Raw genomic sequence first — 25887 nt, 5'->3', positions numbered from 1 at the left:
TCCGCTGTCTGTGATGTTGGGAACGGGTCAGGCGCCCCTCGACGGGCGTTGTTCGAGGCCGCGCGCGTAGGCAAGCAACTCCTCGAAATCGAGATCGATGTGCTCCCTGGCATGGCGCTGGGCGGCACGCATGTCCTTGCCCTTCAGCAACCGCACATAGGTTTCGTGAACGTCTTCGGCCGGAACCGGCTCATTGCGGGCATGTTGGTGGAGCGCAAAATACATCTGCAGCCGGCTGGTCAGCCGTCGCCAGGTTTCCAGCAGCACCGAATTGTCGGCCCGTTCGTAGATCAGGCCATGCAGTTGCAGCGCGGTTTCGATTTGGCGTGTCGTGTCCAACGCACGGGTCGCCTGCTTCACGGCTTCGTGGCGCCGGTCGAGCTCGTCGAAGAAGCGCTGGTCGCGCAGCGGCCACGCCCGCTCGATGGCCAGCTCGTCCATCACCTTGTTGAACGAATAGGCATCGTCGATGTCCTTGGCTGTGACCTCGATGACAAAGGTGCCGGCATAGGGAATGCTGGTCAGGATGCCTTCCTGCACCAGCTCGCGCATTGCCTCGCGCAACGGCGCGCGGCTGACCCGCATTTGTTCGGAAATCCGCAGCTCGTTGAGCTTCTGGCCGGGTGCGAGCTGCCCGGTCAGGATCGCGCGCCGCAACAGCGCGACGATCTCGGCGCGTCGCGTCGTGTCCGCAATCGGACTGAAATCCGCTTTCGCCATTCGGCCGCTCCCAGGAAAATCGAAAGCAAGACAAGCAGATTGTCGACAATCTAACAAGAGGTCATCTTCGGATTCTTGGGGCCGCTGGCATATTGCCTCTTCGGTCTCAGGCGGCGCGGCCGTAGAAGCCGACGCGCTCCTCGGCGCTAAACATCACGCCGGGCTTCTCATAGTAGGAAAACACCGCGATCATGCGCTCTCGCTCGCCTTCGACGGTGGTGACGCGATGCGCGGTGTTCTTGCCGCGGAAGACATTGAGTGTGCCCGGTTTCATGCACAGGATCTTGGAATCGGGGTCGCGCCCTTCCAGCAGCCTTGCGACGCCGTCATAGTTGGGATTGTCGTCCGACCTCAGATCGGTGCGGTATTCGAGGTCGCCGCCACGCTCCGCTGCCTGCAACAACAGCGTCGTCGTGAATTCGGAACGATCGAAATGCCAGTTCAAAGCCTCGCCGGCGCGATAGGCCATGACGTTGGTACGGGCCAGGGGATCCTGCATGACATGCAATCTGGGCTTGCCCATCGTCGCTGCCAGGAAGCGCAGTAGCGGTTCGTATTCGTAGATGGCGAGCACGACACTGCCAGGAATCTGGTCGGCACAGACGGTGTGACTGATGGTCTCCACCTTGCGCAGCGCCGGATGGTCGGGTGCAAGCTCGGGAATGTCAGGCTTGAAGTAGATGTTGTGCATGCGCTTGTGCGCATGCGAGCGCGCGGCCATCACCGGCTGGATTTCGCGCACGGCTTGTTCCGCCACGCCGGGGCGCAAAAACCCTTCCAGATTGAACATGCCGTCGGCTTCGAGCGCGGCGACGGATTGTTCGACAAGGCGCTGCCATTCGGCGCTGCCTTCGCGGTCGAGCGGATAGCGGTTGAGATCGAGGATGTCTTTCATCGTCATGGCTCCGAAGGTTGTGAGCTTATGAGACGGCAAAAAAATCTTTCTCTCAACGTCGAAAATAGTTAGGATTGGCCAAGAAAAACTTACGGACTCGATGTGGAACGGTTGCCGCCGCTGAATGCGATCAAGGCTTTCGAGGTTGCGGCGCGTGCCGGCAGCTTCACTTTGGCCGCCTCTGAACTCGGCGTATCGTCGGCGGCGGTCAGCCAGCAGATCCGCAACCTCGAGAGCTGGTTCGGCAAGCAGCTGTTTGTGCGTAGCGGCAATCGCATCGCGCTCACCGACGCCGGCCACGCCATCTATCCGCAGACAGCGAAAGCTTTGGGAGACATCGCCACCATAGGCCAGCGCATGCTGGAGGGCGGGGTGCGGACGCGTCTGGTCGTCAGTGTGCCATTCTCGTTGGCCGAACTGTGGCTGGCGCCGAGGCTGGCGGTACTTCTCGATGCCTTTCCGCAGATGGCGATCGACGTTCGGGTCGAGGACGATCCGGTCGACCTGATGCGCCAGAACATCGATCTGCGCATCAGCTATGGCGACTATCACTATCCCGGGCTGAAACTTGTTCGTCTCGTCCATGACGATGTCCTGCCGGTCTGTGCACCGGAATTCTGGCACCGGCACGGCAATGGCGATCCCAGTCTGGCGGATTTGCACGAGAGCCAGTTCATCCACACCAATTGGGGGCCGAACTATGCCTCGCACCCGACCTGGGCGGACTGGTTCGCGGCATCCGGCGGCAGTCGCTCGCCCGACCCGTCGCACGGGCGGCGCGTCGGCCTGTCCAGCCTGGCGATCGCCTCGGCAAGACTGGGTCTGGGCATCGCCCTTGGCCAGCGGGTCATGGCGCGCGCCGATCTGGAGGCCGGTCGGCTGATTGCGCTCTCCTCCGTCTCGGTGCGCCTCGGGCATCCCTACTGTGCGTTTATGCCGCCGGCCAAGGCCGACCGCGCCGATGTTGCCGGTCTGGTGGAACTGCTCAGTCGAGCGGCGCCCGCGACCTGTGGGAAGGGCGGGGCGCCGCGCTGAAGCCGGGTCCTGACGGGGGTGTTCAGGTGGCCGGCTTTTCCGGTATCGGCGATACAGGCGCTCCGGGTCCGATCTTCTGCAGATTGCCCGTGATCACCTGGTCGCCCTCGGCGACGCCGCTGAGGATGGCGACCTGATCGCCGCTCGTCGGTCCTAGCGAAACCAGCCGCTGGTCGACGGTGTTGCCCTTGCCGACGACATAGAGATATTTGCCGAGCTGGCTCGAGCCCAGCGCCGTCTGCGGCACCATCAGCGCGTCGGCCTGCTCTCTCACATGCAGCCGGACACGAACATATTGGCCCGGCAGCAGCGTGAACTTGCCATTGCCGATCGTCGCGCGCGCGGTGATGGTGCCGGTCGAGCGGTCGATCGAATTGTCGATGAAGGTAAGCTCACCCTTTTGGCTGGCCTCGGTCTGGCCGGGGAGCAGGACCTCCACTTCGATCGGGCCGTTGGCACGGGCTTGCTCGATCTCGGCCAGATCCGTCTCGCTCGGGTTGAAGGTGACGTAGATCGGGTCGAGCTGCACCAGCGTGTTGAGCACGGTACCGGCAACGCTGACCAGCGTTCCGACCGAGGCCTGGTTGCGGCCCAGGCGCCCGCCAAACGGCGCGCGGATTTCGGCATAGCCCAGATTGAGCTCTGCCGTGCGGACCGCCGCCTGGTTGACCGCCAGCGACGCCTGCGCTTCGCGCAAGGTGCTGGTGCGCTGGTCGAACCCGTCCTTGGCGAGGTAGCCGCTCTTGGCGAGCTCGGTGCCGCGACCGAGATTGGACCGGGCATAGTCGAGCGTCGCCGTGTCGCGCTGCACTTGCGCCTTGGCCTGGTCGAGAGCCGCCTGGAAGTCGTCAGGCGAGATCTTGTAGAGAAGGTCGCCTTGCCGGACGTCGACGCCGTCGGCTGCGGTCTGCTCCTGCAGATAGCCCGGAATCCTGGCCTGCAAGGTGATGCTGCGGATCGGTTCCGTCCGCGCGGCATAGTCCAGGTAGATCGGGATCGTCTTCTTGACGACACTGACCACCGGCACAGGCATGACGAATGCCGCCGGAGCAGGCGTCGCCGCGGCCGTGCCGGCATTGAGGCTGAGGTTGCCCATGTCGAGCAGATGGACGCTAGCCACCGAGATCGCTCCCAGCGCGACAGCCGTTCCCAACGCGATTTTCCATTTACGCATGATCAGTCTCCAATCTTATTCGGCCGCTTCCGCCAGGGGCGGCAAGGCGGGCTTGGTCGTTGGTTCATTGTCTTGAGAGGCGGGGTCGTCATTGCCGCGGCGTTCGCGCAGCTGTTCGATGACCGCGTAGAAGACCGGCACGAACACCAGCGACAGGATGGTCGCCGCGACCATGCCGCCGAACACGGTGGTGCCGATCGACTGCCGGCTTGCAGCACCGGCGCCCGTCGCGAACATCAGCGGCAGCACGCCGAGGATGAAGGCGAAGGCCGTCATCAGAATCGGCCGCAGCCTGAGCCGTGCCGCTTCCATCGCCGCGTCGACGATGCTGAGACCTTCCTCGCGCCGTCGTCTTGCGAACTCGACGATCAGGATCGCGTTCTTGGCCGCCAGGCCGATCAGCATGACGAAGCCGATCTGCGAGTAGACGTCGATCTGCATGCCACGCAGCAACAAGGCCACGAAGGCGCCGAACAGGGCCAGTGGCACCGCCAGCAGCACCATGAACGGCATCGCCCAGCTCTCATACTGCATCGCCAGGATCAGGAAGACGAAGACGATGGCGAGGCCGAAGACGACGGACGCGATCGATCCTGCCTTGAGCTCCTGGAAGGTGATGCCGGTCCATTCGAAACCGAAATCCCTTGGCAGCGCAATGGCAGCGGCCCGTTCCATCGCGGCAACCGCCTGGCCTGAGGAAAAGCCGGGTGCCGCACCGCCATTGATCGAGGCCGAGGCGTTGTTGTTGTAGTGCGGCACGGTTTCCGGGCCGACGAAGGGCACGAGTTTGCCCAGCGTCGAGAGCGGCACCATGCCGCCGGAGGCATTGCGCACATAGAGCCTCGAAATGTCGGCGGCGCCAGCACGTGCATCCTTGTCGGCCTGGATCGTCACCCGGAAGGTGCGGCCGAACAGGTTGAAGTCGTTGACGTAGAGCGAGCCGAGATAGATCTGCAGCGTGTTGAAGACATCGGGCAGGTTGAGGCCGAGCAGTTTGGCCTTGCTGCGGTCGAGGTCGTAGTTGAACTGCGGCGTCGAGGTCGAGAACGGCGAGAACAGCTGCTGCGGGTTGATTTCCGGCTGCTTGCGCGCCTCGGCGATCACGGCTTGCGTCGCATCGTTGAGGGCTGAACTGCCGCGGCCGGTCAGATCCTCGACGACGAATTCGAAGCCGCCTGTGGTGCCGATACCCGGGATAGACGGCGGATCGAAGCTCAGGGCGAAAGCTTCCGGGATCTGCATCAGCTTGCCGCGCACGTCGGCGACGAGTTTCGATGCGCTCTGGTCGGGGCCGCGCTCCTCCCAGGGCTTCAGGATGGCGAATTCGACCGCCGAATTCGACTGCGCCGCACTGGTCAGGAAATTCAGGCCGCTGATCGAGCCGACAATCTCGACGCCGGGCGTCGCCTGCAGGATGTCGCGCGCCTTCTGCGCCACCGCGTCGGTGCGTTCCAGCGACGCGCCGTCGGGCAACTGGATGACGACGAAGAAATAGCCCTGGTCCTCGACCGGAAGGAAGGTCGAGGGCAGCCGCTGCCAGACGAAGTAGGTGGCGACCAGGCCGGCCGCGAACAGGCCGAGCATGATCCAGCGCAAGCGGATGAGAATGCGTACGCCATTGGCGTAGGCGTGCGATAGCCTGTCGAAGCCGGCGTTGAACCAGCGGAACGGGGCGAACTGCGTCTCGCCGCGATGGCGCAGGAAGGCCGCACTGAGCGCGGGACTGAGCGTCAATGAGTTGAAGGCGGAGATGCCGACGGAGATCGCCACGGTCAGCGCGAACTGGTTGTAGAGCTTGCCGGAGACGCCGGGAATGAAGGCGACCGGCACGAACACCGCCATCAGCACCGCGGTGGTGGCGATGATCGGTCCGGTGACCTCGCGCATTGCGGCCTTGGTCGCCGCAAGCGGCTTGAGCCCGGCCTCCAGCTGTCGTTCGACATTCTCAACCACGACGATGGCGTCGTCGACGACGAGGCCGATCGCCAGCACCATGCCGAGCAGGGAGAGCATGTTGAGCGAGAAGCCGAGCATCTCCATGACGACCAGCGTCGCCACCAGCGACACCGGAATGGCGATGGTCGGGATGATCGTCGTGCGCCAGCTTTGCAGGAAGAGGAACACCACGGCGACGACCAGCACCAGCGCTTCGCCGAGCGTGATCAGCACGTCATGCATCGATGCCGAGACGAAGCGCGTCGTGTCGTAGTGCATCGCATAGGACACGCCCTTCGGGAAGCGGCCCGACAGCTCCTGCATCTTGTCCTTGACGCGCTGCTGCAGATCGAGCGCGTTGGAGCCGGGCATCTGGTAGACGGCAAGCACCACGGTCGGGTCCTTGCCGAAGAAGGCCGACGACGAATATTGCAGCGCGCCGAGCTCGATGCGGGCGACGTCGCGCAGCCTGACCAGCGAGCCGGTGTCGGTATTGGCGCGCACGACGATGTCGCCGAATTCCTTTGGATCGCTCAACCGGCCGACGGCGTTGACCTGCATCTCGAAGGCGGTGCCGGCCGGGGCCGGCGATTGGCCAATCTTGCCGGCCGCCACCTGGACATTCTGCTCGGCGATGGCGTTCTGCACATCGACGGCGGTGATGCCGAGATTGGCGAGCTTGTCGGGATCGAGCCAGACGCGCATCGAATAGCGCCGCTCGCCGAAGATCTGCACATCGCCGACGCCGGGCAGCCGCTTCAGCGGATCGACCACCTGCAGATAGGCAAGGTTGCTCAGTGCCACCGGATCGACCGAACTGTCGGGCGAGGTCAGGTTGACGATGAGGACGAAGTTCGGATTCTGCTTCTTGATCGTCACGCCGCCCTGGTTGACGATCGCCGGCAGCGACGAAGCCGCCTGCGAGACGCGGTTCTGCACGTCGACGGCGGCGGTGCTCAGCGAATAGCCGACATCGAAGGTGATGGTAATGGTCGAGGAGCCGTCATTGGAGCTCGTCGACGACATGTAGGTCATGCCCTGCACGCCGTTGATCTGCTGCTCCAGCGGCGTCGTCACCGTATCGGCCACCACTTGTGCGCTGGCGCCTGGATAGTGGGCGCTGACCACGACCTGCGGTGGCGTGATGTCGGGAAACTGCGAGACGGGCAGCAGGAAATAACAAATCGACCCGGCGAGCACCATGATGATGGCGATCGCCGAGGCGAAGATCGGACGGTGGATGAAAAAGTTTACCACGAGACGCAAGCCTCCCCGGCTGCTCTTGCCCGCCCGAAGGCGCTGGCGACGCTGGACAGTCTTTGACCGCGCTTGTCACCGAGGTCGTCCCGCGAATGCAGCAACGGCACCTCGTTGCGCTGCGCATCGGCAAGCGAGCGCAGCATCGTCTCGAAGGCGCGCGGGTCGACGCCATCGGCTTTCATGACCAGCCGGATCATCGGATCCCGGACGGCCTCATCTATGGTAAGATCGCGGCGCTGTGGCATTGGCCGGCTCCTTGTCTGTCGATTCGCAGCCCATGCTCGCGAACCGTTTTTAATCTCTTCACCGGCCGAGGCCGCATGATTGGCAGTTTCTCGCCCCTCTCGTCTGGCAGGGCCGTTCACGGCCTTGTTATTGACGGTGGACGATATAGGTGTTACCAGTAAGTAACATTCTGGAAGTTACAGACCGGTAACACCCTAGTCAAGAGGTGGCCGAGGGTTTTTTGGAAACAAAGGAGATCATGATGACAGACGGCATCGTGGAGCGCTCTCGTCCCCGGGATCGGATCCTGGAGACGGCACGCGACATGTTCCACAAGCATGGCATCAAGGGCGTCGGCGTCGACGCCATCACCGAAGCTGCCGGCACGAACAAGATGACGCTCTATCGTCACTTCGAATCCAAGGACGAACTGATCGTCGAATGCCTGCGCGCCAATGCGGCCAAGGCCGGCGCTATGTGGGATGCGTTCGATGCCGAATTTCCTGGTGACAAGCTTGCCCAGCTGCATGCCTGGGTTCGTAAGGCGGCTGCCATGCTCAATGCGGACGGGCGCGGCTGCGACATGGCCAACGCCGCCGCTGAACTGACCGAGCCGGACCATCCGGCCAGGCTGGTGATCAAGGAACTCAAAGAAGCCCAGCGCGAGCGCCTTGTGACGCTATGTCGGGACGCGGGCATCGGCCAGGCTGAACTGCTCGCCGATACGCTGTCGCTTCTGCTCGAGGGTGCGCGGGTTAGTGTACAGACCGTGGGTTCGGAAGGTCCGAGCACGCAGTTCGTGCGCATGGCTGAAGGATTGATCGCTTCTTTCCGGGGCGCCGCCGCCGGTTGACGGGACCCGTGGCCTGTCAACGTGCGTCATTCCATCTGCGATGACTGGGCGTGCTTTGGTGTCGCTGTACCGCCATTCCTGCCGGCCAAACGAAAAAAGCCCGCTGCCGGGAGGAGGTGGCAGCGGGCTCGATTTTCGAATGTGGCGCGGGAGGAGGTGCACCCCATTCAGCGTCGGCATCGCATCTGGGAGGAGTAGATGGCCGACAACCAGAACCTACGAGTTGCCCAACGATTCGGCAACAAAGAAACTTGCATAGCTGCTGTGCAGATTTGCCGTGCCAATTATCGTACAAATCCGGAAACCCGGTTTAGCCAAGCCATTTCGCATTACTGCACGGGGACGTTTTCCCTGAAGATCAAGCGCGGTTCGATGAACTTGCGCGTCAGATAGGGTGCCGAGGAGGCAATCGAGCCGAGCAGGCGAATGACCGACTGTTCCGCGATCAGCCTGGCATTCTGGTCGATGACGACATCGAGCAGGTCGTCGACGAGATGACCACGCGTGTCCTTGGTCAAGTCGTGGCAGATGAACACCGGCTTGCGGTTCGGCCTGGCCTCGCGGATCGCCTTTGCAACGCCCGAATGCCCAGCTCCGACGCAATAGATGCCGAGCAGCTCCGGCTCGTCGTGCAGCGCCTTCATGGTCTCGGTGTAGCTGGCATCGGGCTCGTCGTTGACCTCGACGGCGCTGCTGACGGTCAGATTGGGAAACTCCTCACTGAGCACCGAGCGGAAACCCATTTCGCGTTCCTCGTGGCCGCGATAGGAACGTGAGCCGACGACCATCGCCAGATGACCGATTCAGCCGCCAAGGAAGCGTCCCATCAGCAGCGCCGCCGTTCGTCCCGCCACCCGGTTGTCGGTGCCGACATAGGCCGCGCGCGGTGCCGCCGGAACATCGGACACCAGCGTCACCAGGCGCATGCCGGCATCGACGATGTCGTGCAGGATGTTGCGCGTACGCGGATGATCGACGGCGATGACACCGACGCCATTGGCCCTGAGCGAAAGGTTTTCGACAGCGCTCTGCAGCGCGTTCGGCGAGATACCGGCGAGGTTATGGATCCGGCACGAGGCAACAAGCGGCAGGCGCGCGGCGTAGTCCTCGATGTGCCCGGCGAGATCGCGCATGAAGGCATTGCTGCCGATCGGCAGCAGGAATTCAAGGTGGGCGGGCCGCGAGGGTAGCGTCACCTGATCGGCGACCGGCAGATAGCCGACTTGCTTGGCCGCCTCCATGACGCGCTGGCGGTTGGCCGCACTCGCACCCGGCCGGTTGTTGAGCACCCGGTCGACCGTTGCGGTCGATAGCCCGCAGCTACGAGCGATATCGGAGACAGTGGCTTTCATGCCGTAACCCACAGCCCGCAGTTGCGTGCGGTATCCGAGACTGTGGCTTTCATGCTGCAATCCTGTTCGCCATGCGATGGCGCGTCAGACAAGCGATGCGATCTGAGGTGACGGGTGATTGCCGCCCATCACCATTCTCAGTGCGATGGCTTGCCATCGGCGATGGCATCGCGGATCTCCTTGTCCGACATGCCGGTAATGATCCGTTCGACCTCCGCCACGCTGGTCTTCTTGGGGTCTATGTCGTCAGCAACCACCTTGCCCCGGCGCATGACGACGATGCGGTCGACCACCTGGAAGACATGGTGGATGTTGTGGGCGATGAAAATGCAGGAATGGCCGGAATCGCGGGCGCTGCGCACGAAGCTCAGCACACCCTGTGTTTCGGCGACGCCGAGATTGTTGGTCGGCTCGTCGAGAATGATCAGGTCGCTGTCGAAATGCATGGCGCGCGCGATCGCCACCGCCTGGCGCTCGCCGCCGGAGAGCGAGCCGATCGGCGTCGTCGGCGGGATGTTCTTCGAGATGCCGACCTGCTTGAGCAAGTCGCGGGCAACCGTGTTCATCGCGTCCTGGTCCATCCGGTTGAGAAAGCGCGGCGACTTGATCGGCTCGCGTCCGAGGAACAGATTGCGGGCGATCGACAGTTGCGTGACCAGCGCCGAGTCCTGGTAGATGGTCTCGATGCCGTGGGCGATGGCGTCGCTGGTGCTGCGCAGGCTCACCTTGTTGCCGCGGATGAAGATGTCGCCGCTGGTCAGCGGAACGGCACCCGAGAGCACCTTGATCAGCGTCGACTTGCCGGCGCCATTGTCGCCGAGCAAGCCGACGATCTCCCGTTCATTGACGTGGAAATTGGCATCCTCCAGCGCCTGCACGCGGCCGTAGGACTTGCGGATGTTCGTCATGCGGATCAGTGGCTCGGCCATGGTTCAAGTCCCTGCCTGATGCCGGCGTTCCAGCCATGAATGCAGCGCCATCATGCCAAGGATGATGGCGCCGATGAAGATGTTGTAGGCAAGACCGGGCACGCCGATCAGCACGATGCCGTTGCGCATCACGCGCAGGATCAGGATGCCGAGCACGGTGCCGATGATCGTGCCGCGCCCGCCGGTCAGCGCGGTACCGCCGATCACCACCATGGCGATGACTTCCAGTTCATAGCCGGTGCCGCTGTTGGGGTTGGCCGCCGAGGTGCGCAGCGACGAGATGACGCCGGCAAGCGAAGCCATGACCGACGACAGCACGAACAGGCCGATCTTGACGCCGCTGACATTGACGCCGCGCGCCCTTGCAGCACTCGGGTTGCCGCCGGCCGCCTGGATCCAGTTGCCGGTGCGGCTTTGCGTCAGCACATAGCCGAGCGCGATCGCCGCGGCGATGAACCAGAACAGCGACATGTAGATGCGGAACGGTCCGATGAAGAAATCGCCGACCAGCGCTTCGGCCAGCCAGCTGCCCTCCGCACTCCAGGTGCGCTGCGGAAAACCGTCGGTGACGAAAAGGGCGGTGCCGCGCACCACAAGCAGCATGCCGAGCGTCACCAGGAAGGATGGGATCTTGAGCTGCGTCACGAACCAGCCATTGACCAGCCCGATGATGGCGGCGACCAGCAGCGCGGCGACAAAGCCGACCTCAAGGGAGGTCAGGCCGCTGTTGAACAGGGTCCACATCAAGACCGGCGAGAAGCCGAACAGGGAACCGACCGAGAGGTCGAACTCGCCCGACGTCATCAACAGCGTCATCGCCAGCGCGATCAGGCCGAGCTCGACCGTGAAGGCCAGCGTATTGGAGATATTCTGCGGCGACAGGAAGTCGTGGTTGAAACTCCAGAAAACGGCGATCTCGACGACGAGCAGCACGAAAGGGCCGAATTCCGGCCGTGCGATCAGGCGTTGGACGAGCGAATGATTTTCCACAGGCAATCCGCGACATGAGTGGAAGGCTGAGCGTTGCACATCGCGTGCGAAGGGCTCGGCGAAATGGAGAGCCAGTCGCGACCGTTGGGCGGCCGCGACTGTTGAGATTGGATGTTACTTGCCGGACAGGATGTCGTCGTAGATCTGCGCGGTGTCTTTTTCGTAGAGCGCGCCGGTGATGACGTTGAAGCCCGGAGGAATGCCGCCGGCGGCCATATTGGCCAGCGAAAGCGCGACATAGCTGGTCGCCTGCGGGTCCTGCCACTGGCCGGCATTGACATAGCCGTTCAGCACTTCCTGGGTGGTGTCGAGCGAGTTGCCCCAGCCGACAACCGGGATTTCGCCCGGCTTGATGCCGACCTGGTCGAACACCCGCTTGATCGAGCCGGTGACGAGATCGCCCAGGCCGATGATCGCCTTGACCTTGGCTTTGTTGGCAGTGAGGTAGTCGACCATGCGGTTGATCACTTCAGCCTGGTCGAGCGTCGCTTCGGTGATTTCATAGGCGATGCCGAGCGGCTCGAAGACACTCTTGATGCCTTCCTCTTCCTGCACGCCATAGGTGGCGCCGGGGATCTCGACCGGCATCCAGACGAAGTCGCCCTTCTTCACCAGGCCTTTGTCGACCAGATACTGCGCCCAGTGTTTGCCGAAGGTGACATTGTCGCCGCCGACATAGGCGTTGAAGTCGGCTTTCGGGTCGGGCGTGTTGAAATTGATGATCGGCACTTTCGCCGCCCGCGCTTCCTTGACGATCTCGATCAGGCTGCCCGGATCAGGGCTCGTGGTGACGATACCATCGGCCTTGGCGGAGAGGGCGGCGCGAACCGCTTCTTGCTGTGAGGCGACGTCGCCATTGTGGAACGAGGTGTTGACCGTGTTGCCGGTATCCTTGGCCCATTGCTTGGCGCCGGCCAGGAAGTAGGTCCAGACCGGATCGGCCGGGCCGCCATGCGAAATCCAGTAGAACGTCTTGGCCTGTGCCGCTGCTGGTATCACCATCAGCGCCACCAACAGGCCGTATAGAACAAGTCTTAGCCGTGTCAGCATTTGATTTCCTCCCGTTGTAGATGGTCAGTTCAAAATCCGTCCCTTGTTCAGCATCTTTTGCCAGCGCCGGTTGAATGCGTCAGAGCATCCCCTTTTTCGACGGATGGCAAGCCTCCATTTGCAGGTGTAGTGGGCGCCTGACGGGTCGTCATCAGCTGCCCCATCAGATTGCATCAGTTGAGGTGATTTTCCGACTGTCGGATAATTGGTGTGATTGTTTCGGGTCGCGCGAACGCGGCCTGCGTCGACAAGGGTCACGCCGGCGATCATCCTACGCCCACGGGACCAGGTCCGTAGCGCCCTGGCAGGGCGTCGACGATACCAGTTGCTAGATCAGATCGGCTCTGGCTAGCTCCCGCATCAGATGGCTGGCGCCATAGGTCCAGTGCGGGCAGTCGGGCGAGAGCCGCACCCGGTTGACCAGCGCACCGAATTTCTCCGACGAGATGGTGACGATGTCGCCGACCTTGTGAGTAAACCCCTTGCCCTTCTCGCCTCGATCCTTGGACGGAACGAACATGGTGCCGAGATAAAGCGCCAGCCCGTCCGGATACTGGTGGTGCGGCCCCATGGCCGCGGCGACCAGTTCCTCCGGCGAGCGGCTGATCTCGGCCATCGAGCTTGCGCCCTCCAACGAGAACCCGTCCTCGCCCTCGACTTTCAGGCGCACGACGGCGCGCTTGACGTCATCGATGGAGAATTTGTCGTCGAACAGGCGGATGAAGGGACCGAGCGAGGCCGAGGCATTGTTGTCCTTGGCCTTGCCGAGCAGCAGCGCCGAACGCCCTTCGACGTCGCGCAGATTGACGTCGTTGCCGATGGTGGCGCCGACGATCCTGCCGCTGGAGGCGGCGATCATGGCGATCTCGGGTTCCGGATTGTTCCAGGTCGACACCGGGTGCAGCCCGACATCGGCGCCGAAGCCCACCGAGGCCATCGGCTGGCACTTGGTGAAGATCTCGGCGTCGGGGCCGATGCCCACTTCCAGATATTGCGACCAGGCGCCGCGCGAAATCAGCTTGGCCTTGATCTCCATCGCTTCGGGCGAACCGGGTTTCAGCTTCGACAGATCGTGGCCGATCAGTCCTGCGATGTCGGCGCGGATGGCGTCGGCTTTTTCAGCCGAACCGCGCGCCTGTTCCTCGATCACCCGTTCCAGCAGGCTGACGACGAAGGTGACGCCCGATGCCTTGACCGCCTGCAGGTCGACCGGGGAGAGCAGGTAGGGTTTTGCTGGATCGCGCCCGGTCTCAAAACTGTTGGCGGCGATGTCATCGAGCGATCCGATCGGTCTGCCCTCGGCCGAGCGGACATGCCCAGCGGGGTCAGCCATCTCGCAAAGGTCTCGCATGGTTGGTGCCGCACGCGAGGTGATGTCGAAGACCGTGCCATCGCGCACCGTGACGACCAGCGGGTATGCGGCATCGCTACCTCTGGCGCGTCCGACAAAAAGGCCCTCGGTGGGCAGGTGGGTCGGGTTCGTCATAGCGCTCTGTCCTCTGAGTGATCGACAATGTGGCGAAGTGATCGTCAATGTGGGCGGCCGGATCGGCGCGGCACTTTCACCGGATTCCCGTCAAAGGTCTATCCCGTCGCAGGCGATCGGAACTCTGGGTCTCCGATCGCCTCGGCGGCAGTCCACAGACGAAAGCCGGAGTGCTCTTTCAAAAATGTGAAATTCTGACTAGGATTTTCACCAATCGCAGCGCATTCAGGTGACCCTTGGCGACAGCATTCTCCGATCCGATCTGGCTCAAGCCACAGGCAGCTTCCACGTTTCAATCGCTTCCCAATGGCGAACGTGTCGATCTCGCCATTGTTGGCGGTGGCATCATGGGCTTATCGACCGCCTTGCATGCCGCCCGGCTTGGCCTGTCGGTGCAGGTGCTGGACGCCGGCGAGATCGGCCAGGGCGCATCAGGCTTGAATGGCGGTCAGGTCATTCCCGGCCTGAAATACGATCCGGAATGGCTGCTGGAGCATTTTGGCCTTGAGCGCGGCGAGGCGCTTGTCAATTTTGCGGCGTCGACCGCCGATGCGGTGTTCGAGCTGATCCGCGACGAGAAGCTGGCGGTGCCGTTCGTTCGCAATGGCTGGATCCAGGCGGCGCACACCGAGGCCGCGCTGAAGGCGGCGGGAAACCGTGACCGGCAATGGCGCGCACGGGGCGCGGATGTCCAGTTGCTGAACGCAGCGGAGATCGCGGCCAAGACCGGTGCGCAGGGCTATCTCGGCGGCTGGCTCGATCGCCGCGCCGGTGTTATCGATCCGCTCGCTTACACATCTGAACTCGCCCGTGTCGCGACCGCGGCTGGCGTGAGGGTAGCCGAGCGCGAAAAGGTCGTGCGGCTCACCAAGACCGCCGGCGTTTGGCGTATTTCGACCGAAAATGGCCTGGAATTGCAGGCAAAGGCGGTCGTTCTGGCGACCAACGCCCATACGGACGGTCTGATCCCCGGCCTTGCGCAGACGATCGTGCCGCTGCATTCTTTTCAGATCGCCACAGCACCGCTGTCGTCCGGTCAGGCGGCCCCGATCCTGCCGGAAGGGCAGGCGGTGTCGGACTCCAGGCGCATCCTCGTCTACTACCGCAAGAGCGCCGACGGCCGGCTGGTGCTTGGCGGGCGGGGTCGCATGGCGCTGCCGACGAGCGCCAGCGACTGGGCGCATCTCGAGCGGGCGCTGCGGCGGCTCTATCCCATGCTGTCCGGCATCGCCATCGAGAAGCGCTGGTTCGGCCGCGTGGCGATGACGCCGGACCATCTGCCGCACATCCACGAGCCGGAGCAGGGCCTGCTCGCCGTGGTCGGCTGCCAGGGTCGTGGTGTCGGCCTGATGACCGCTCTTGGCGAGCGCATCGCCGGCTATCTCCAAAGTGGCGACGCCAGGCATTTGCCCTTCCCGGTCTCGCCGATCCGACCGATCCCGTTTCACGCCTTCCGCCAAGTCGGCGTCGCCGCGACCATCGCCTGGTACCGGCTGCTCGATGCGTTGGAGCGCTGACCAAAGCAATTCCTGTCAATGGGTTTCCGTTTGGGATTCCGCTTGACAGTTTCATGGATATGAAAAACTCTAAGCCAATTTCAAATTCCGATAGGCAGGTCGATGTCGACCCTAGTTGCAACATCAGCGCCAGAGGCCCGGTCTTCTCAGGGCTTCCGGGTCGCCATGCTGCTCCCGGGCGCTCTGGTCACTTTCCTGCTGATCCTGTTTGCCCTCGGCCTCGTGCTTTTCCTCGCCTTCCGCAACAATGACGGTTCGCTGCTCGGTGCCGGTTTCAGCTTGGCGAACTTCGCAACTGTGGTGTCCGATCCGCTGTACTGGACGGTGACGCTGCGTTCGCTGATCATTGCCGCTCTGGTCACGCTGGCGACCGTCGTCACTGCCTATCCCGTCGCCTACTATCTTGCCTTCCACGCCGGCCGGCGGCGCGGCCTTCTGCTGTTTCTGGTGACGCTGCCATTCTGGACCAGCTATCTCCTGCGCGTCTTCGCCTGGAAGATCGTGCTCGCCTACAATGGCGTTTTGAACTCGGCGCTGATCGAAAGCGGCATCTGGTCCGAGCCGACATTGGCCTTTCTCAACACGCCGGCCGCCGTCGTCGTCACGCTGGCGCACGCCTACGCGCCTTTTGCCATCCTGCCGATCTACGTGGCGCTGGACACCATCCCGAAATCGCTGATCGAGGCCGCTTCCGATCTCGGCGCGCGGCCCTTCACCTCTTTCCGCCGTGTCGTGCTGCCCAATTCGATGCCGGGCGTGCTGGCGGCAGCCCTTGTCGTCTTCGTGCCGACGGTCGGTGACTATGTCACGCCGGCGCTCGTCGGCGGCCCGGCCAGCACCATGATCGGCACGCTGATCCAGGCGCAATTCGGCAAGGCCAACGATTGGCCGTTTGGCGCCGCACTCTCCGTCGCCGTCATGCTGGTCATCCTGTGCGTGGTGCTGGTCGCGCGTTTCGCCGACCGCAGATTTGGCAGCCGCACATGAGCGCTGCACGCACGCAGGGAGGCGGCCGCTGGCTCGGCGTCTACGTCGTCGCCTATCTGGTCTTTCTCTATCTGCCGGTGCTGCTGATCCCGCTGTTTTCCTTCAACAACTCGATCCAGGCAGCGTTTCCGCTGCAAGGCTTCACCTTGCAATGGTACGCGACTTTGTTCGGCAATTCGGCGCTGACCGGTGCACTCCTGAACAGCCTCGTCATCGGCGCCATTGCCGCCACGAGTGCGACGCTGTGCGGCATCACCGTATCCTACATGGACCTCTACGGCCGCTCGCCGCTGGCCGCCACCATCAGCGCCATCGCCCGGCTGCCAATCCTGATCCCCGGCGTCATCGTCGGCATATCGCTGCTGATCCTCATCAATCTCATTGGTCTGGGGCCATCGCGCATCGCCATCGTTCTCGGTCACATATTGGTGGCGCTGCCGACGACCGTGGTGATCATGCGCAGCCGCTTCGCCGCCATCCCGAAAACCATTCGCGAGGCGGCGCTCGATCTCGGCGCCTCCGACTGGACGACGTTCCGGCGGATCATGCTGCCGCTCAGCCTGCCGGCCATCGTTTCGGCCTTCATGCTGGCCTTCCTGATCTCCTTCGACGAATTCATTGTCGTCTTCTTCCTGGCCGGCACCGAGCCGACGCTGCCGCTCTACATCTGGAGCCAGCTGCGTTTTCCAAAGTCGCTGCCGACGGTGATGGCGCTGGGCACGTCGATCCTGGCTGTGTCCTTCATCATCGCTGCAGCGGCTGAAATCCTGCGCCATCGCGGCTTGTCCGCCACGGCGCCAAAGCCCGCGGATCCGTCACAACCAAAACAAACCAAGAGAGGAGAACTGCAATGGCATTCGACCTGAAATCGATCTCTGCAAAGACTGTTTGCGCTGGATTGACGGCGTTCGCGCTGGCGCTGTCGTCGACCGTCGCTTTCGCCGGCGACAAGCTGCAATATTTCACCTGGTCGGGCTATGAACTGCCCGATTTCAACAAGAGCTTCCTCGCCGCGCACCCCGACGGCGTCGAGGCCTCGATCTTCGGTGACGACGATGACGCCTTCACCAAGGTCAAGGCCGGCTTCCGCCCCGACATCGCGCATCCCTGTTATGACAAGGTGGCGCGCTGGAACAAGGAAGGCCTGCTGCAGCCGATCGACACCAAGCGGATCAAGAACTGGGACTCGATCTTCCCGGTGTTCAAGAACCTGCCCGACCTGCAGGCCGGCGACGGCAAGGTCTGGATGGTGCCATGGGACTGGGGCAACACCTCGATCCTCTACCGCACCGACCTGGTGAAGAACCCGGAAGCGAGCTGGAACCTTTTGTGGGACAAGCAGTATGCCGGTCGCATGGCGACGATCGACGCGGTGCACGACACGCCGGTCGTTGCCGCACTGCTCGCCGGCGTTAATCCGTTCGACATGACGCCGGAGCAAATGGACAAGGTGGCCGAGAAGCTGCGCGAGCAGCGCCCGCTGCTCTCCAATTACACCACCGACATGACCTCCGTCGAACAGGCGCTGGCCAGCGGCCAATTGGTCGCCGCCATGACCTGGAACGCGTCGGCCACCTCGCTGAAGAAGCAGGGCGTGCCGGTCGAGTTCATGAAGCCGAAGGAGGGCATGCTGACCTGGGCCTGCGGCTTCGTCATGCTCAAGGACGCCAAGAATGTCGACCTCGCCTATGACTTCATCAACAGCCGGCTGGAAGCCGACTCCGGCAAATACCTGATCGAGGCCTATGGCTATGGCAGTTCGCTGAGCTCCGCTTTTGCCACCGTGCCGAAGGAGGAGCTGGAGAAATTGCAGCTGCCATCCGACCCGGAAGTGATGCTGAAGACCACCATCTTCACCGGACCGATGAAACAGAATGACGACCTCGCCAAGATGTTCGAAAAGGTCAAGGCAGGCGGCTGAACCCTAGAGCACCGCGCGGCGTCAGCCACGCGGTGTCACCCGAGACACTGCAAACGAGGTCGGGAATTGATGGACATACTGGACGAAGCTGCTGAGAAGCCGAAGGACGATGCCGATGTGCGGGTCGGCCGGCGCGTGCGGGCGCTGCGGCTGGAGCGCAACCTGTCGCTGGCCGATCTTGCGGCAAAAGCCGGCGTGTCGATCGGTGCGTTGAGCCAGATCGAACGCGGCATGTCCTCGCTGCGCGTCAAGGTGATCTGGCCGCTCGCCGCCGCCCTCGACATCGAGCCGTCGGCGCTGATCGCCGACGGCAACGATGCCGTCAACGATCTCTATTGCGTGCGTGCCGATAAGCGACGGCAAATCCCGGTCAAGTCGGAAGGCATTGCCAAGGCGCTGCTGTCGCCGCCGGGCGCGACGCTGACCGGCATGCTGGTGACGGTGGAAGCCGGCGGCGGCACCGCGGAGGCCTATGCGCATGCCGGTCATGAATTCGGCTTCGTGCTGTCGGGCGAGGTCGAACTGGTGGTTGATTCGACAAATTACGTGCTGAAGACCGGCGACAGTTTTGCGTTCAAGAGCACGCTTTTGCATGCCTTCCGCAATCCAGGCGCCGAGCGTTGCCAGATCCTCTGGGTCAACACCACGAAGCCATCCGAGGTTCGCGATGGCGCCTGATCCACTTGTGCGGCTACAGGCTGTCTCGAAGATTTTTCCTGGCGGCATCGTCGGGCTCGACGCCGTCGATCTCGACATTGTCGGCGGCGAGTTCATCACGCTGCTCGGGCCGTCGGGTTGCGGCAAGACCACCAGCCTGCGCGTCATCGCCGGCTTCGAAAGCCCGACGACCGGCAAGGTGTTGCTCGATGGTCGCGATATCACGGCACTTCGGCCGTTCGACAGGCCGGTCAACACCGTTTTCCAGGATTACGCGCTGTTCCCGCACATGAATGTCGCCGAAAATGTCGGCTTTGGCCTATCGCTGCGCAAACTGTCTGGAGCCGAACAGGCAAAGCGCGCCGGCGAAGCCCTTGACATGGTCGGCCTCGCCGACAAGCTTGGCGCCCGCGTCTCCGAACTGTCGGGCGGCCAGCGCCAGCGTGTCGCACTGGCGCGTGCCATCGTCTGCGAACCACGCGTGCTACTGCTCGACGAGCCGTTGTCGGCGCTCGATGCGCATCTGCGTGAACAGATGCAGGTTGAACTGAAGCGGCTGCAGTCGCGGCTCGGCACCACCTTCGTCATGGTCACCCACGACCAGACCGAAGCGCTGTCGATCTCCGACCGCATCGTCGTGATGAACAAGGGCCGCATCGAGCAGATTGCGCCGCCGGCCACACTTTATGACCGGCCCGCCACGAAGTTTGTGGCGAGCTTCATCGGCACCATGAATCTCCTGCAATCGCGCTTCGTCGGCCGAGACGGCGATCGCCTGCGCTTCGCCGCCGGCGCCCTACCGCTGGAGGCCATTTCTGAAACCGGCGAAGCTCTCGCCGAGGACGCCATGCACACCGTCGGCGTGCGGCCGGAAGATCTCCTGGCGATGACCGAGGCCGCGCCCGGCACAGCGCCGGCACGCGTCAACAGCATCGTCTTTCACGGCCGCACGTTGCGTCTGCACGCTGAACTCGGGCAGGGCGCACCTGTTGTCATAGACGCGCCGCGCCAAGCCGAGGGTTTTCAATTCCAGGTCGGCGACGTGGCGCATATCAGCCTGCGCCGTGGTGCCAACTGCCCGGTGCTACCAGGTTAGTTTCATCGATCAAATCCACGCTTGACTCCAAGGATTGTTCCTGTTTTGTTCTAACCGTAGATGAGAAACAGGAGCGTTCTTCGCCGGGCGTATGGGTATGTATCGGCAAGGTGAATTCGATTTCGGCATACCAGAGCCTCCGTGGCAACCGAAGCGGCCGGATCGTGCCTTCTTCGGGTTGTTCTTGCAGCCGAAGGACTATGGTTCATTCGCCAATCTGCAGACGCAGCTTTGTCATCGACATGAAGTCGGTGAATCGCTGCTGTCGGCTGAACGGTTCCATCTGAGCCTGCAACATGCCGGCGACTACAAGCGGCTGCGGTCCAAGACCGTCTTTGCGGGATCTCGATCGGGTCAGCGTGTCCACATGCCTGCTTTCGAGGTCACGTTTGGCCACGTCGGCAGCTTTCCCGGTCGCCCGGCAACAAGGGGCAGGCCACCTCATCGCCCATTTGTGCTTCTCGCCGATGATGGACCGGTTTTTGAACTTCACAAATTGCTTGGTGTCGAGATGCTCAGGAATGGGCTCAAAGCGTCGGATCATTTCGTTCCGCATCTGACACTTGCCTACGATCAAAAGTTCATCTCTCGGCAGCCCATCGAACCGATCAGCTTCGTTGCCCATGACTTCATCTTTGTTCACAGCCTGCGCGGCCTGACAAAATACCTCTTCCTGGATCGTTGGCCTTTGCCGTTGGCATCGTAGTTCGCAAGCTGGGCGATCCGTCCTGACACGGATTGTCAGCTACCGCACGTTCCGACGATGGAGGCCAGCAAGCTGTTCCCCATTTGCAGTGCGTCTGACAGGAGGAATACAAATGACCATCGCGGAAATTGCCAAGGATTTCACCGAGCTGCTCAAGCAGGGCGATAACGAAGCTGCTGCCGAGAAGTACAACGCCGATGATATAATCAGTCTCGAAGCCATGGCGGGGCCGATGGCCATCTCCCATGGCAAGGAGGCGCTCAGGCAGAAGGGCCAATGGTGGCAGGAGAACAATGAAGTGCATGGCGGCTCGGTCGAGGGCCCCTACGTCAACGGAGACCAGTTCGCGGTGCGCTTCAAGTTCGACATAACGCCCAAGGCTACCGGCGAGCGTGTCACCATGGATGAAGTTGGCCTCTACACGGTCAAAAACGGCAAGATCACCGAAGAGCGCTTCTATTATTGAGGCCGTGAAATACCATCGGCTTGCGGGAGCTCGGTCTCGTCGCTGAAGGTTGAAAAATAAGCATGGCGGCCGGGACGATGTCCCAGGCCGCCATGTGAGAGGCTCAAATGGTCTTCACGTACTGCGCAAGCTGATCGGCCACCGTGCCCCAGCCGTCGAAGAAACCCATCTCTTCATGGTTGTTGCGGGTCGCCTCGTCGCCATGGATGGCGGTGGCGGTGTAGCGCGTGCCCTTGCCGTCCGGCTGCAAGGAAATGACAGCGGTGATGAAGGGTTCCCCTGACGGCCGGTAACCCGGCAACAATGCATCCGTCCACACCAGCCGCTCGTTCGGCACGATTTCGAGATAGCAGCAATGGCGGTCGTTGACCTCATTGCCGTCGGGCGACTGCATGCGCGTCCGGAACAGACCGCCCGGCCTGAGGTCGATCTCGCAGTCGGTGATCATCCAAGGCCTAGGCGTGAACCATTGCTTGACATGCTCAGGCGTCGTCAAGGCGCGCCACAGCAATTCGCGCGGCGCATCGATGACGCGCTCCAGCACGAGGTCCAGCCTGGGATCCGGCTTGAGGGGATAGATCATTTTTCTGTCTCCTGGAGGGTCATCACATAGGCGTCGAACTGGTCGAGGCGGCGCTCCCACAGCGTGCGCTGTTCGGCCAGCCAGTTTTCGGCAAGCTTCAGCGGCTCGGGTGCCAGTTGATAGGTCCTGACCCGGCCGGTCTTTTGCGAGCGCACCAGCCCGCAACCTTCGAGGATTTTGAGATGTTCGATGAAGGAGGGCAGGGCCATGTCGAACGGTTGGGCAAGCTCGCTGACCGAGGCAGGGCTGCGGTTCAGCCGCTCCACCACGCGTCGCCGCGTCGGATCGGACAGTGCGCGAAAGATGCCGTCGATCGGTGGACGGCTCGGAGTTGTGGTCTGAAGGCTTGTCATTGGTCATCCCGGGTGTCGTCGAAAGCGGCTCGAAAATACTTAGGAAAATTCCTTAGTGTTGACAAGCCCAAAAACACTGGGACACCGGTGCGACCGCTGGCAAAGCGCGCAGAGCGTCCTTAATCTGCGGTCAGATTCGAAATCGGAAGGGCCGCTGTTTTGACGATCATCATCTACGGCTTCACCACCTGCGACACCGTCAAGAAGGCGCGCGTCTGGCTGGAGGGCCATGATGTTTCCTACCGTTTTCACGATTTCAGGGCAGAGGGGCTGGACGCCAAGCGTCTTGACGGCTGGGTTGGCAAGGTCGGCTGGGAAAAGCTGCTCAACAAGGCGAGTACGACGTTTCGCGAACTGGCGGAAAAGGACAAGCAGGGCCTGGATGAAAAGAAGGCCAAGGCGTTGATGCTGGCCAAGCCCACCGTGATCAAGCGGCCGGTGCTGGAGGTCGGTGATCGGATTCTGGTGGGGTTCAAGGCTGATGTTTATCAGGCGGCGGTGAAGTAGCGTAGCGAGAAGGCGACGCTGCCAATCTCCCCCCTTGCGGGGGATGGCCGGCAGGCCAGAGGGGGGTGTGAAGGATCGCCACCCTTTGACTGTTCGTCTCAGAATTTGGCCGGTGATTGGCTGACAGGTCGGCGGGACAGCACCCCCCTCTGCCCTGCCGGGCATCTCCCCCGCAAGGGGGGAGATTGGCCAATCGCCGACCTTACAGATTGTGGGCGCCCTTCAATCCGTCTTTCTGAGAAATGCCGCCAGCGCCACCGCATTGTTGTGCTTCTCATCATGCGCGCCGTAGAGCAGTGTCACCTTGCCGTGGCGAAGCAGGCCGCGCAATTCACCCACCGCATCTTCATTCCCGTCCAACTCAACTCGGTACTGCTTCTGAAACTCAGCCCAGCGCGCCGCCTCATGGCCGAACCATTTGCGCAGATCGTCGCTCGGCGCGATGTCCTTCAGCCACAGCGCCAGCGCGGCGTCCTCCTTGCTGACGCCGCGTGGCCAGATTCGGTCGACCAGAACCCGTTGCCCGTCATCGGGCGCGGGTGGCTCGTAGATACGCTTGACCGCTAGGTCGAAGGCCATCGGACCCTCCGTAAGCGGGTCAGGCCCACTCGCCCTTGCGCATGACGGGCACGCGGGCGCCGTCCTTGTGAACGCCATCGATGTCGATCTTGTCCGAGCCGATCATCCAGTCGATGTGGATTAAACTCTTGTTGCCGCCGCGCGCCGCGATCTCGTCCTGGCTGAGCGAGGCGCCGTCGACGAAGCACTTCGAATAGCACTGGCCGAGCGCGATGTGGCAGGCGGCGTTCTCATCGAACAGCGTGTTGAAGAACAACAGCCCGCTCGCCGAGATCGGCGAGGAATGCGGCACCAGCGCCACCTCGCCGAGGCGGCGCGCGCCCTCGTCTGTGTCGAGTACCTTCTTCAGCACGTCCTCGCCCTTCGAGGCCTTGGCTTCGACGATCCTGCCTTCTTCGAAACGCACCGAGATGTCGTCGATCAGCGTGCCCTGGTAGGACAGCGGCTTGGTCGAGGAAACATGACCCTCGACCCGCCTTGCGTGCGGCGTGGTGAAGACCTCCTCGGTCGGGATGTTGGGGTTGCAGGTGATGCCGTTCTTGGCGGTCGAGGCGCCGCCCATCCATTCATGGCCGTCCGCCAGTCCAACGGTCAGGTCGGTGCCGGGTCCGGTAAAGTGCAGCGCATGGAAATTATGGTCGTTGAGCCATTCGGTGCGGCGGCGAAGTGCTGCGTTGTGCGCTTTCCAGTTGCCGATCGGGTCCTCCACATCGACCCGCGACGCGGCGAAGATGGCATCGGCAAGCTTCACGACCGCAACATCGTCGGCATCGCCGGGGAAGACCTGTTTGGCCCAGGCGAGGTCCGGATAGGCGACGATGTTCCAGTTGATGTCGAAGCCGGTGATCTTTTCCAGCGCCGGCTGGTAGGCCATCGAATTCGCCTTGTTGGCGCGCGCCACTTTCGCCGGGTCCTGTGCCGACAACAGCGACGGATCCTCGCCGCGCACGGCAAGCCGCGCCGCATTGTTGGCAAAGGCTTTCGCCATGCCCTCATAAAGCCAGCCGGCGGCGCGGTCGAAGCTCGCATCGGCACCGAAGCGGTAGCGGGCCAGCGTCATCTCGTCATCGTTGAAGATCGGCGTCACCAGCCCGGCGCCGGCCTTGTAGGCATGCTCGACGATCCGCCTGGTCAACGGCAGTGCCGCGATCGACGAAGTCAGCACCAGATCCTGCCCTGGCTGCAATTGCAGTCCGACCTTGATGGCGACTTCCGCCAGCCTGTCGAGCTTCACCGGGTCGATCGATGCGGAAACGCCGCGCGAATGTGTGGTCATGATCCTGCCTGTCGTAGTTTGATGTCCGACTCTACATAGCTCGGTGCCTCCGTCCTTTCCACCGCGATCGCGCCGACGGGTTCTGGGTTTGCGGAACCGAACCGCGCCATGGTTGCCTCGATCTCTTCCCTGATCCAGAGCTTGAAATCCCGGACCTTGCGGCTTTCCGCCTTGACGGAGGAGGTCACCAGCCAATAGCCGAGCCCGCTCTGGGCGCGGATTCCGAAAGGCGCCACCAGCCGCCCGTCGGCCAGCGCATCCGCGGCAAGCAATTGCCAGCCCAGCATCACGCCATGGCCGGCAATCGCCGATTCCAGGCACAGCATCGGGTCGGTAAAACGCGCACCCTTGAGGAAGGTGACAGGTGGGACACCGGCCGTCTCGAACCAGCTTTCCCAGTTGATCATTGCTCGCTCGTCGGTGATCGCGCAGGTCTGGGCAAGGTCCTCGATCGACTTCAGTTTTTGGGCGATCGCCGGCGCGCAGACCGGGAAGACTTCCTGCGCCAAGAGCAGTTCCGCCCGCCCGCCAGGCCATTTGCCGTCGCCAAGCCGGATGGCGATGTCGATGTCCGAGTGATCGAGATTGGCCAGCCGCACCGAAGCGTCGATGCGCAGCAGCACGTTGGGATGCCGGTCGAAGTGGCGAGATAGCCTGGGCAACAGCCACTTCGAGGCAAAGGCCGGCGCCACCGAAACCACCAATGTGCATTGCGTCGCCTCGTCGGCCAGCGCCACGGCCTGGGCAAGCTCGCGGAACCCTGCTCCAAGGCGGGCCGCGAAGACGGAGCCGAATTCGGTTAGCACCAGACCGCTCGCCGTTCGCTCGAACAGCGCTTGGCCGAGCTGTTTTTCGGTACGGCTGATCTGCTGGCTGACGGCGCTGACGGAAACGTTGAGCTCACCGGCCGCCGCCGCCAGCGATCCGAGACGGGCAACGGTTTCGACGGCGCGGAGGCCGTTGAGATGGACGCGGTTGAGCATGGCCATTGAGTTTTTCTAAACTGATCCGGCTGAAATCTCAATTGAAAGGCATGTCGAAACGGCAGATTTTCTCGGGAGAGACAGACCTGTGGAGCCGGAATGCTGAGGATATTGTCGTCATCGCTGAAGGTCTTTTTCGCTGCGAGTACTTCGCATGAGCCGCGCCAGGACAGCGAAACGCAGAGATGGCTGATCGATCCGCTTTCGCATCCGGTGCTGAACACCATGTCGGAGCGCGAACTGGGCGATGTGCCGTTCAGGTTGACGGCACGGCGGACAGTGCACGAGAGGGGTTCATTGCGCGCCGGCGGTCGCTGCTGAGCAGGCGCCAAGCGTTCCGGCTTGAGGAAAT

At 62.7% G+C, this 25887-nt stretch carries 26 protein-coding genes and 1 pseudogene; 12 read left to right on the top strand and 15 right to left on the bottom strand.

Annotated elements, in window-relative coordinates; all coding sequences use genetic code 11:
• Positions 1-27: 27 nt before the first annotated feature.
• Both NKI69_RS26295 and NKI69_RS26290 read right to left on the bottom strand, forming a co-directional pair.
• Positions 28-720, bottom strand: coding sequence for a GntR family transcriptional regulator (locus tag NKI69_RS26295; protein ID WP_352722815.1), 693 nt, complete (start codon positions 718-720; stop codon positions 28-30).
• A gap of 106 nt (positions 721-826) precedes the next feature.
• Complete coding sequence (locus tag NKI69_RS26290; RefSeq protein ID WP_023808712.1) at positions 827-1615, bottom strand: HalD/BesD family halogenase; 789 nt, start codon at positions 1613-1615, stop codon at positions 827-829.
• Positions 1616-1717: 102 nt separating this feature from the next.
• Between NKI69_RS26290 and NKI69_RS26285 the strand changes: the two genes are divergently transcribed.
• Positions 1718-2650: a LysR substrate-binding domain-containing protein gene (locus tag NKI69_RS26285; RefSeq protein WP_352722814.1), complete on the top strand. Its 933-nt coding sequence runs from the start codon at positions 1718-1720 to the stop codon at positions 2648-2650.
• 22 nt (positions 2651-2672) lie between these two features.
• Here the strand turns inward: NKI69_RS26285 and NKI69_RS26280 are convergent, their stop codons facing one another.
• From NKI69_RS26280 to NKI69_RS26270, 3 genes are read right to left on the bottom strand one after another with little or no spacing between them, the layout of a single operon-like run.
• Positions 2673-3824 carry an efflux RND transporter periplasmic adaptor subunit gene (locus tag NKI69_RS26280; protein ID WP_352550921.1) on the bottom strand — a complete coding sequence of 384 codons (1152 nt, stop codon included), beginning with the start codon at positions 3822-3824 and terminating at the stop codon, positions 2673-2675.
• A gap of 15 nt (positions 3825-3839) precedes the next feature.
• Complete coding sequence (locus NKI69_RS26275; protein WP_352722813.1) at positions 3840-7016, bottom strand: efflux RND transporter permease subunit; 3177 nt, start codon at positions 7014-7016, stop codon at positions 3840-3842.
• A complete protein-coding gene (locus NKI69_RS26270; RefSeq protein WP_023808708.1) occupies positions 7010-7264 on the bottom strand; it encodes a hypothetical protein in 255 nt (84 codons plus the stop codon). The genes NKI69_RS26275 and NKI69_RS26270 overlap by 7 nt, the downstream gene beginning before the upstream one ends.
• Positions 7265-7506: 242 nt before the next feature.
• Here NKI69_RS26270 and NKI69_RS26265 point away from each other — a divergent pair, with 242 nt between their 5' ends.
• Positions 7507-8097, top strand: coding sequence for a TetR/AcrR family transcriptional regulator (locus tag NKI69_RS26265; RefSeq protein ID WP_023808707.1), 591 nt, complete (start codon positions 7507-7509; stop codon positions 8095-8097).
• A gap of 329 nt (positions 8098-8426) precedes the next feature.
• Here the strand turns inward: NKI69_RS26265 and NKI69_RS26260 are convergent.
• The 5 genes and pseudogenes from NKI69_RS26260 to NKI69_RS26240 all read right to left on the bottom strand — a co-directional run bounded on the left by NKI69_RS26260 (position 8427) and on the right by NKI69_RS26240 (position 13904).
• Positions 8427-9449 (bottom strand): annotated as a pseudogene (locus NKI69_RS26260) (LacI family DNA-binding transcriptional regulator).
• A gap of 137 nt (positions 9450-9586) precedes the next feature.
• Positions 9587-10378 (bottom strand): ATP-binding cassette domain-containing protein, encoded by a 792-nt coding sequence (locus NKI69_RS26255; protein ID WP_023808705.1) that lies wholly within the window; start codon positions 10376-10378, stop codon positions 9587-9589.
• 3 nt (positions 10379-10381) lie between these two features.
• Positions 10382-11368, bottom strand: coding sequence for an ABC transporter permease (locus NKI69_RS26250; protein ID WP_128302453.1), 987 nt, complete (start codon positions 11366-11368; stop codon positions 10382-10384).
• A 114-nt stretch (positions 11369-11482) separates the two neighbouring features.
• On the bottom strand, positions 11483-12418 hold the full coding sequence (locus NKI69_RS26245) for a substrate-binding domain-containing protein (protein WP_352722812.1): 936 nt from the start codon (positions 12416-12418) through the stop codon (positions 11483-11485).
• Between the two features lie 328 nt (positions 12419-12746).
• Entirely contained in the window at positions 12747-13904 is a 1158-nt protein-coding gene (locus NKI69_RS26240; protein WP_023808702.1) for a fumarylacetoacetate hydrolase family protein, read from the bottom strand.
• Positions 13905-14140: 236 nt separating this feature from the next.
• On the opposite strand from NKI69_RS26240, the gene NKI69_RS26235 reads away from it, so the two are divergent.
• The 8 genes from NKI69_RS26235 (at position 14141) to NKI69_RS26200 (ending at position 21254) form a co-directional block, all read left to right on the top strand.
• Positions 14141-15421: an NAD(P)/FAD-dependent oxidoreductase gene (locus tag NKI69_RS26235; protein ID WP_023808701.1), complete on the top strand. Its 1281-nt coding sequence runs from the start codon at positions 14141-14143 to the stop codon at positions 15419-15421.
• 102 nt (positions 15422-15523) lie between these two features.
• Positions 15524-16408 (top strand): ABC transporter permease, encoded by an 885-nt coding sequence (locus NKI69_RS26230; protein WP_023808700.1) that lies wholly within the window; start codon positions 15524-15526, stop codon positions 16406-16408.
• The gene (locus NKI69_RS26225; RefSeq protein WP_023808699.1) at positions 16405-17274 is read left to right on the top strand and encodes an ABC transporter permease; all 870 of its coding nucleotides are present in this window, start codon (positions 16405-16407) and stop codon (positions 17272-17274) included. Before NKI69_RS26230 ends, NKI69_RS26225 begins: the two co-directional genes overlap by 4 nt.
• Entirely contained in the window at positions 17259-18329 is a 1071-nt protein-coding gene (locus NKI69_RS26220; RefSeq protein WP_023808698.1) for an ABC transporter substrate-binding protein, read from the top strand. The genes NKI69_RS26225 and NKI69_RS26220 overlap by 16 nt, the downstream gene beginning before the upstream one ends.
• Positions 18330-18398: 69 nt before the next feature.
• On the top strand, positions 18399-19007 hold the full coding sequence (locus tag NKI69_RS26215) for a cupin domain-containing protein (protein WP_128302457.1): 609 nt from the start codon (positions 18399-18401) through the stop codon (positions 19005-19007).
• Positions 18997-20082: an ABC transporter ATP-binding protein gene (locus tag NKI69_RS26210; RefSeq protein ID WP_128302458.1), complete on the top strand. Its 1086-nt coding sequence runs from the start codon at positions 18997-18999 to the stop codon at positions 20080-20082. The genes NKI69_RS26215 and NKI69_RS26210 overlap by 11 nt, the downstream gene beginning before the upstream one ends.
• Before the next feature lie 97 nt (positions 20083-20179).
• Entirely contained in the window at positions 20180-20788 is a 609-nt protein-coding gene (locus tag NKI69_RS26205) for a 2'-5' RNA ligase family protein (protein WP_128302459.1), read from the top strand.
• Between the two features lie 112 nt (positions 20789-20900).
• Positions 20901-21254: a nuclear transport factor 2 family protein gene (locus NKI69_RS26200; RefSeq protein ID WP_023808694.1), complete on the top strand. Its 354-nt coding sequence runs from the start codon at positions 20901-20903 to the stop codon at positions 21252-21254.
• A gap of 103 nt (positions 21255-21357) precedes the next feature.
• Here the strand turns inward: NKI69_RS26200 and NKI69_RS26195 are convergent, their stop codons facing one another.
• Both NKI69_RS26195 and NKI69_RS26190 read right to left on the bottom strand, forming a co-directional pair.
• Positions 21358-21837, bottom strand: a complete 480-nt coding sequence (locus NKI69_RS26195) for an SRPBCC family protein (RefSeq protein WP_023808693.1) — start codon at positions 21835-21837, stop codon at positions 21358-21360.
• Positions 21834-22190 carry an ArsR/SmtB family transcription factor gene (locus NKI69_RS26190; RefSeq protein ID WP_023808692.1) on the bottom strand — a complete coding sequence of 119 codons (357 nt, stop codon included), beginning with the start codon at positions 22188-22190 and terminating at the stop codon, positions 21834-21836. The genes NKI69_RS26195 and NKI69_RS26190 overlap by 4 nt, the downstream gene beginning before the upstream one ends.
• A 159-nt stretch (positions 22191-22349) precedes the next feature.
• Between NKI69_RS26190 and NKI69_RS26185 the strand changes: the two genes are divergently transcribed.
• A complete protein-coding gene (locus NKI69_RS26185) occupies positions 22350-22697 on the top strand; it encodes an ArsC family reductase (RefSeq protein ID WP_352722811.1) in 348 nt (115 codons plus the stop codon).
• A gap of 222 nt (positions 22698-22919) precedes the next feature.
• On the opposite strand, the gene NKI69_RS26180 is transcribed toward NKI69_RS26185, so the two are convergent.
• Genes NKI69_RS26180 through NKI69_RS26170 form a run of 3 tightly spaced genes read right to left on the bottom strand, consistent with a single transcriptional unit; the run spans position 22920 to position 25541 of the window.
• Complete coding sequence (locus NKI69_RS26180) at positions 22920-23276, bottom strand: DUF488 domain-containing protein (protein ID WP_128302461.1); 357 nt, start codon at positions 23274-23276, stop codon at positions 22920-22922.
• Positions 23277-23295: 19 nt separating this feature from the next.
• A complete protein-coding gene (locus NKI69_RS26175) occupies positions 23296-24552 on the bottom strand; it encodes an aminopeptidase (RefSeq protein WP_352722810.1) in 1257 nt (418 codons plus the stop codon).
• Positions 24549-25541 carry a LysR substrate-binding domain-containing protein gene (locus tag NKI69_RS26170; RefSeq protein WP_352722809.1) on the bottom strand — a complete coding sequence of 331 codons (993 nt, stop codon included), beginning with the start codon at positions 25539-25541 and terminating at the stop codon, positions 24549-24551. Before NKI69_RS26170 ends, NKI69_RS26175 begins: the two co-directional genes overlap by 4 nt.
• A 93-nt stretch (positions 25542-25634) precedes the next feature.
• Between NKI69_RS26170 and NKI69_RS26165 the strand changes: the two genes are divergently transcribed.
• Positions 25635-25856 (top strand): hypothetical protein, encoded by a 222-nt coding sequence (locus tag NKI69_RS26165; protein ID WP_352722808.1) that lies wholly within the window; start codon positions 25635-25637, stop codon positions 25854-25856.
• Positions 25857-25887 lie beyond the last annotated feature (31 nt).

It is taken from the genome of Mesorhizobium sp. M0491, from assembly GCF_040321265.1.
GTDB lineage: Bacteria > Pseudomonadota > Alphaproteobacteria > Rhizobiales > Rhizobiaceae > Mesorhizobium.
The sequence above is the reverse complement of the archived record's forward strand: the minus strand, read 5'-3'. Positions and strand labels throughout refer to the sequence as shown.

Excerpts from the sequence above, each read along its gene's own strand:
- NKI69_RS26220 (WP_023808698.1), top strand. The coding sequence starts at position 17,259 with ATGGCATTCGACCTGAAATCGATCTCTGCAAAGACTGTTTGCGCTGGA.
- NKI69_RS26165 (WP_352722808.1), top strand. The coding sequence starts at position 25,635 with ATGCTGAGGATATTGTCGTCATCGCTGAAGGTCTTTTTCGCTGCGAGT.
- NKI69_RS26190 (WP_023808692.1), bottom strand. The coding sequence starts at position 22,190 with ATGACAAGCCTTCAGACCACAACTCCGAGCCGTCCACCGATCGACGGC.
- NKI69_RS26255 (WP_023808705.1), bottom strand. The coding sequence starts at position 10,378 with ATGGCCGAGCCACTGATCCGCATGACGAACATCCGCAAGTCCTACGGC.
- NKI69_RS26215 (WP_128302457.1), top strand. The coding sequence starts at position 18,399 with ATGGACATACTGGACGAAGCTGCTGAGAAGCCGAAGGACGATGCCGAT.
- NKI69_RS26205 (WP_128302459.1), top strand. The coding sequence starts at position 20,180 with ATGTATCGGCAAGGTGAATTCGATTTCGGCATACCAGAGCCTCCGTGG.
- NKI69_RS26290 (WP_023808712.1), bottom strand. The coding sequence starts at position 1,615 with ATGAAAGACATCCTCGATCTCAACCGCTATCCGCTCGACCGCGAAGGC.
- NKI69_RS26225 (WP_023808699.1), top strand. The coding sequence starts at position 16,405 with ATGAGCGCTGCACGCACGCAGGGAGGCGGCCGCTGGCTCGGCGTCTAC.
- NKI69_RS26170 (WP_352722809.1), bottom strand. The coding sequence starts at position 25,541 with ATGGCCATGCTCAACCGCGTCCATCTCAACGGCCTCCGCGCCGTCGAA.
- NKI69_RS26280 (WP_352550921.1), bottom strand. The coding sequence starts at position 3,824 with ATGCGTAAATGGAAAATCGCGTTGGGAACGGCTGTCGCGCTGGGAGCG.
- NKI69_RS26180 (WP_128302461.1), bottom strand. The coding sequence starts at position 23,276 with ATGGCCTTCGACCTAGCGGTCAAGCGTATCTACGAGCCACCCGCGCCC.
- NKI69_RS26265 (WP_023808707.1), top strand. The coding sequence starts at position 7,507 with ATGACAGACGGCATCGTGGAGCGCTCTCGTCCCCGGGATCGGATCCTG.
- NKI69_RS26210 (WP_128302458.1), top strand. The coding sequence starts at position 18,997 with ATGGCGCCTGATCCACTTGTGCGGCTACAGGCTGTCTCGAAGATTTTT.
- NKI69_RS26195 (WP_023808693.1), bottom strand. The coding sequence starts at position 21,837 with ATGATCTATCCCCTCAAGCCGGATCCCAGGCTGGACCTCGTGCTGGAG.
- NKI69_RS26200 (WP_023808694.1), top strand. The coding sequence starts at position 20,901 with ATGACCATCGCGGAAATTGCCAAGGATTTCACCGAGCTGCTCAAGCAG.
- NKI69_RS26270 (WP_023808708.1), bottom strand. The coding sequence starts at position 7,264 with ATGCCACAGCGCCGCGATCTTACCATAGATGAGGCCGTCCGGGATCCG.
- NKI69_RS26295 (WP_352722815.1), bottom strand. The coding sequence starts at position 720 with ATGGCGAAAGCGGATTTCAGTCCGATTGCGGACACGACGCGACGCGCC.
- NKI69_RS26245 (WP_352722812.1), bottom strand. The coding sequence starts at position 12,418 with ATGCTGACACGGCTAAGACTTGTTCTATACGGCCTGTTGGTGGCGCTG.
- NKI69_RS26175 (WP_352722810.1), bottom strand. The coding sequence starts at position 24,552 with ATGACCACACATTCGCGCGGCGTTTCCGCATCGATCGACCCGGTGAAG.
- NKI69_RS26230 (WP_023808700.1), top strand. The coding sequence starts at position 15,524 with ATGTCGACCCTAGTTGCAACATCAGCGCCAGAGGCCCGGTCTTCTCAG.
- NKI69_RS26240 (WP_023808702.1), bottom strand. The coding sequence starts at position 13,904 with ATGACGAACCCGACCCACCTGCCCACCGAGGGCCTTTTTGTCGGACGC.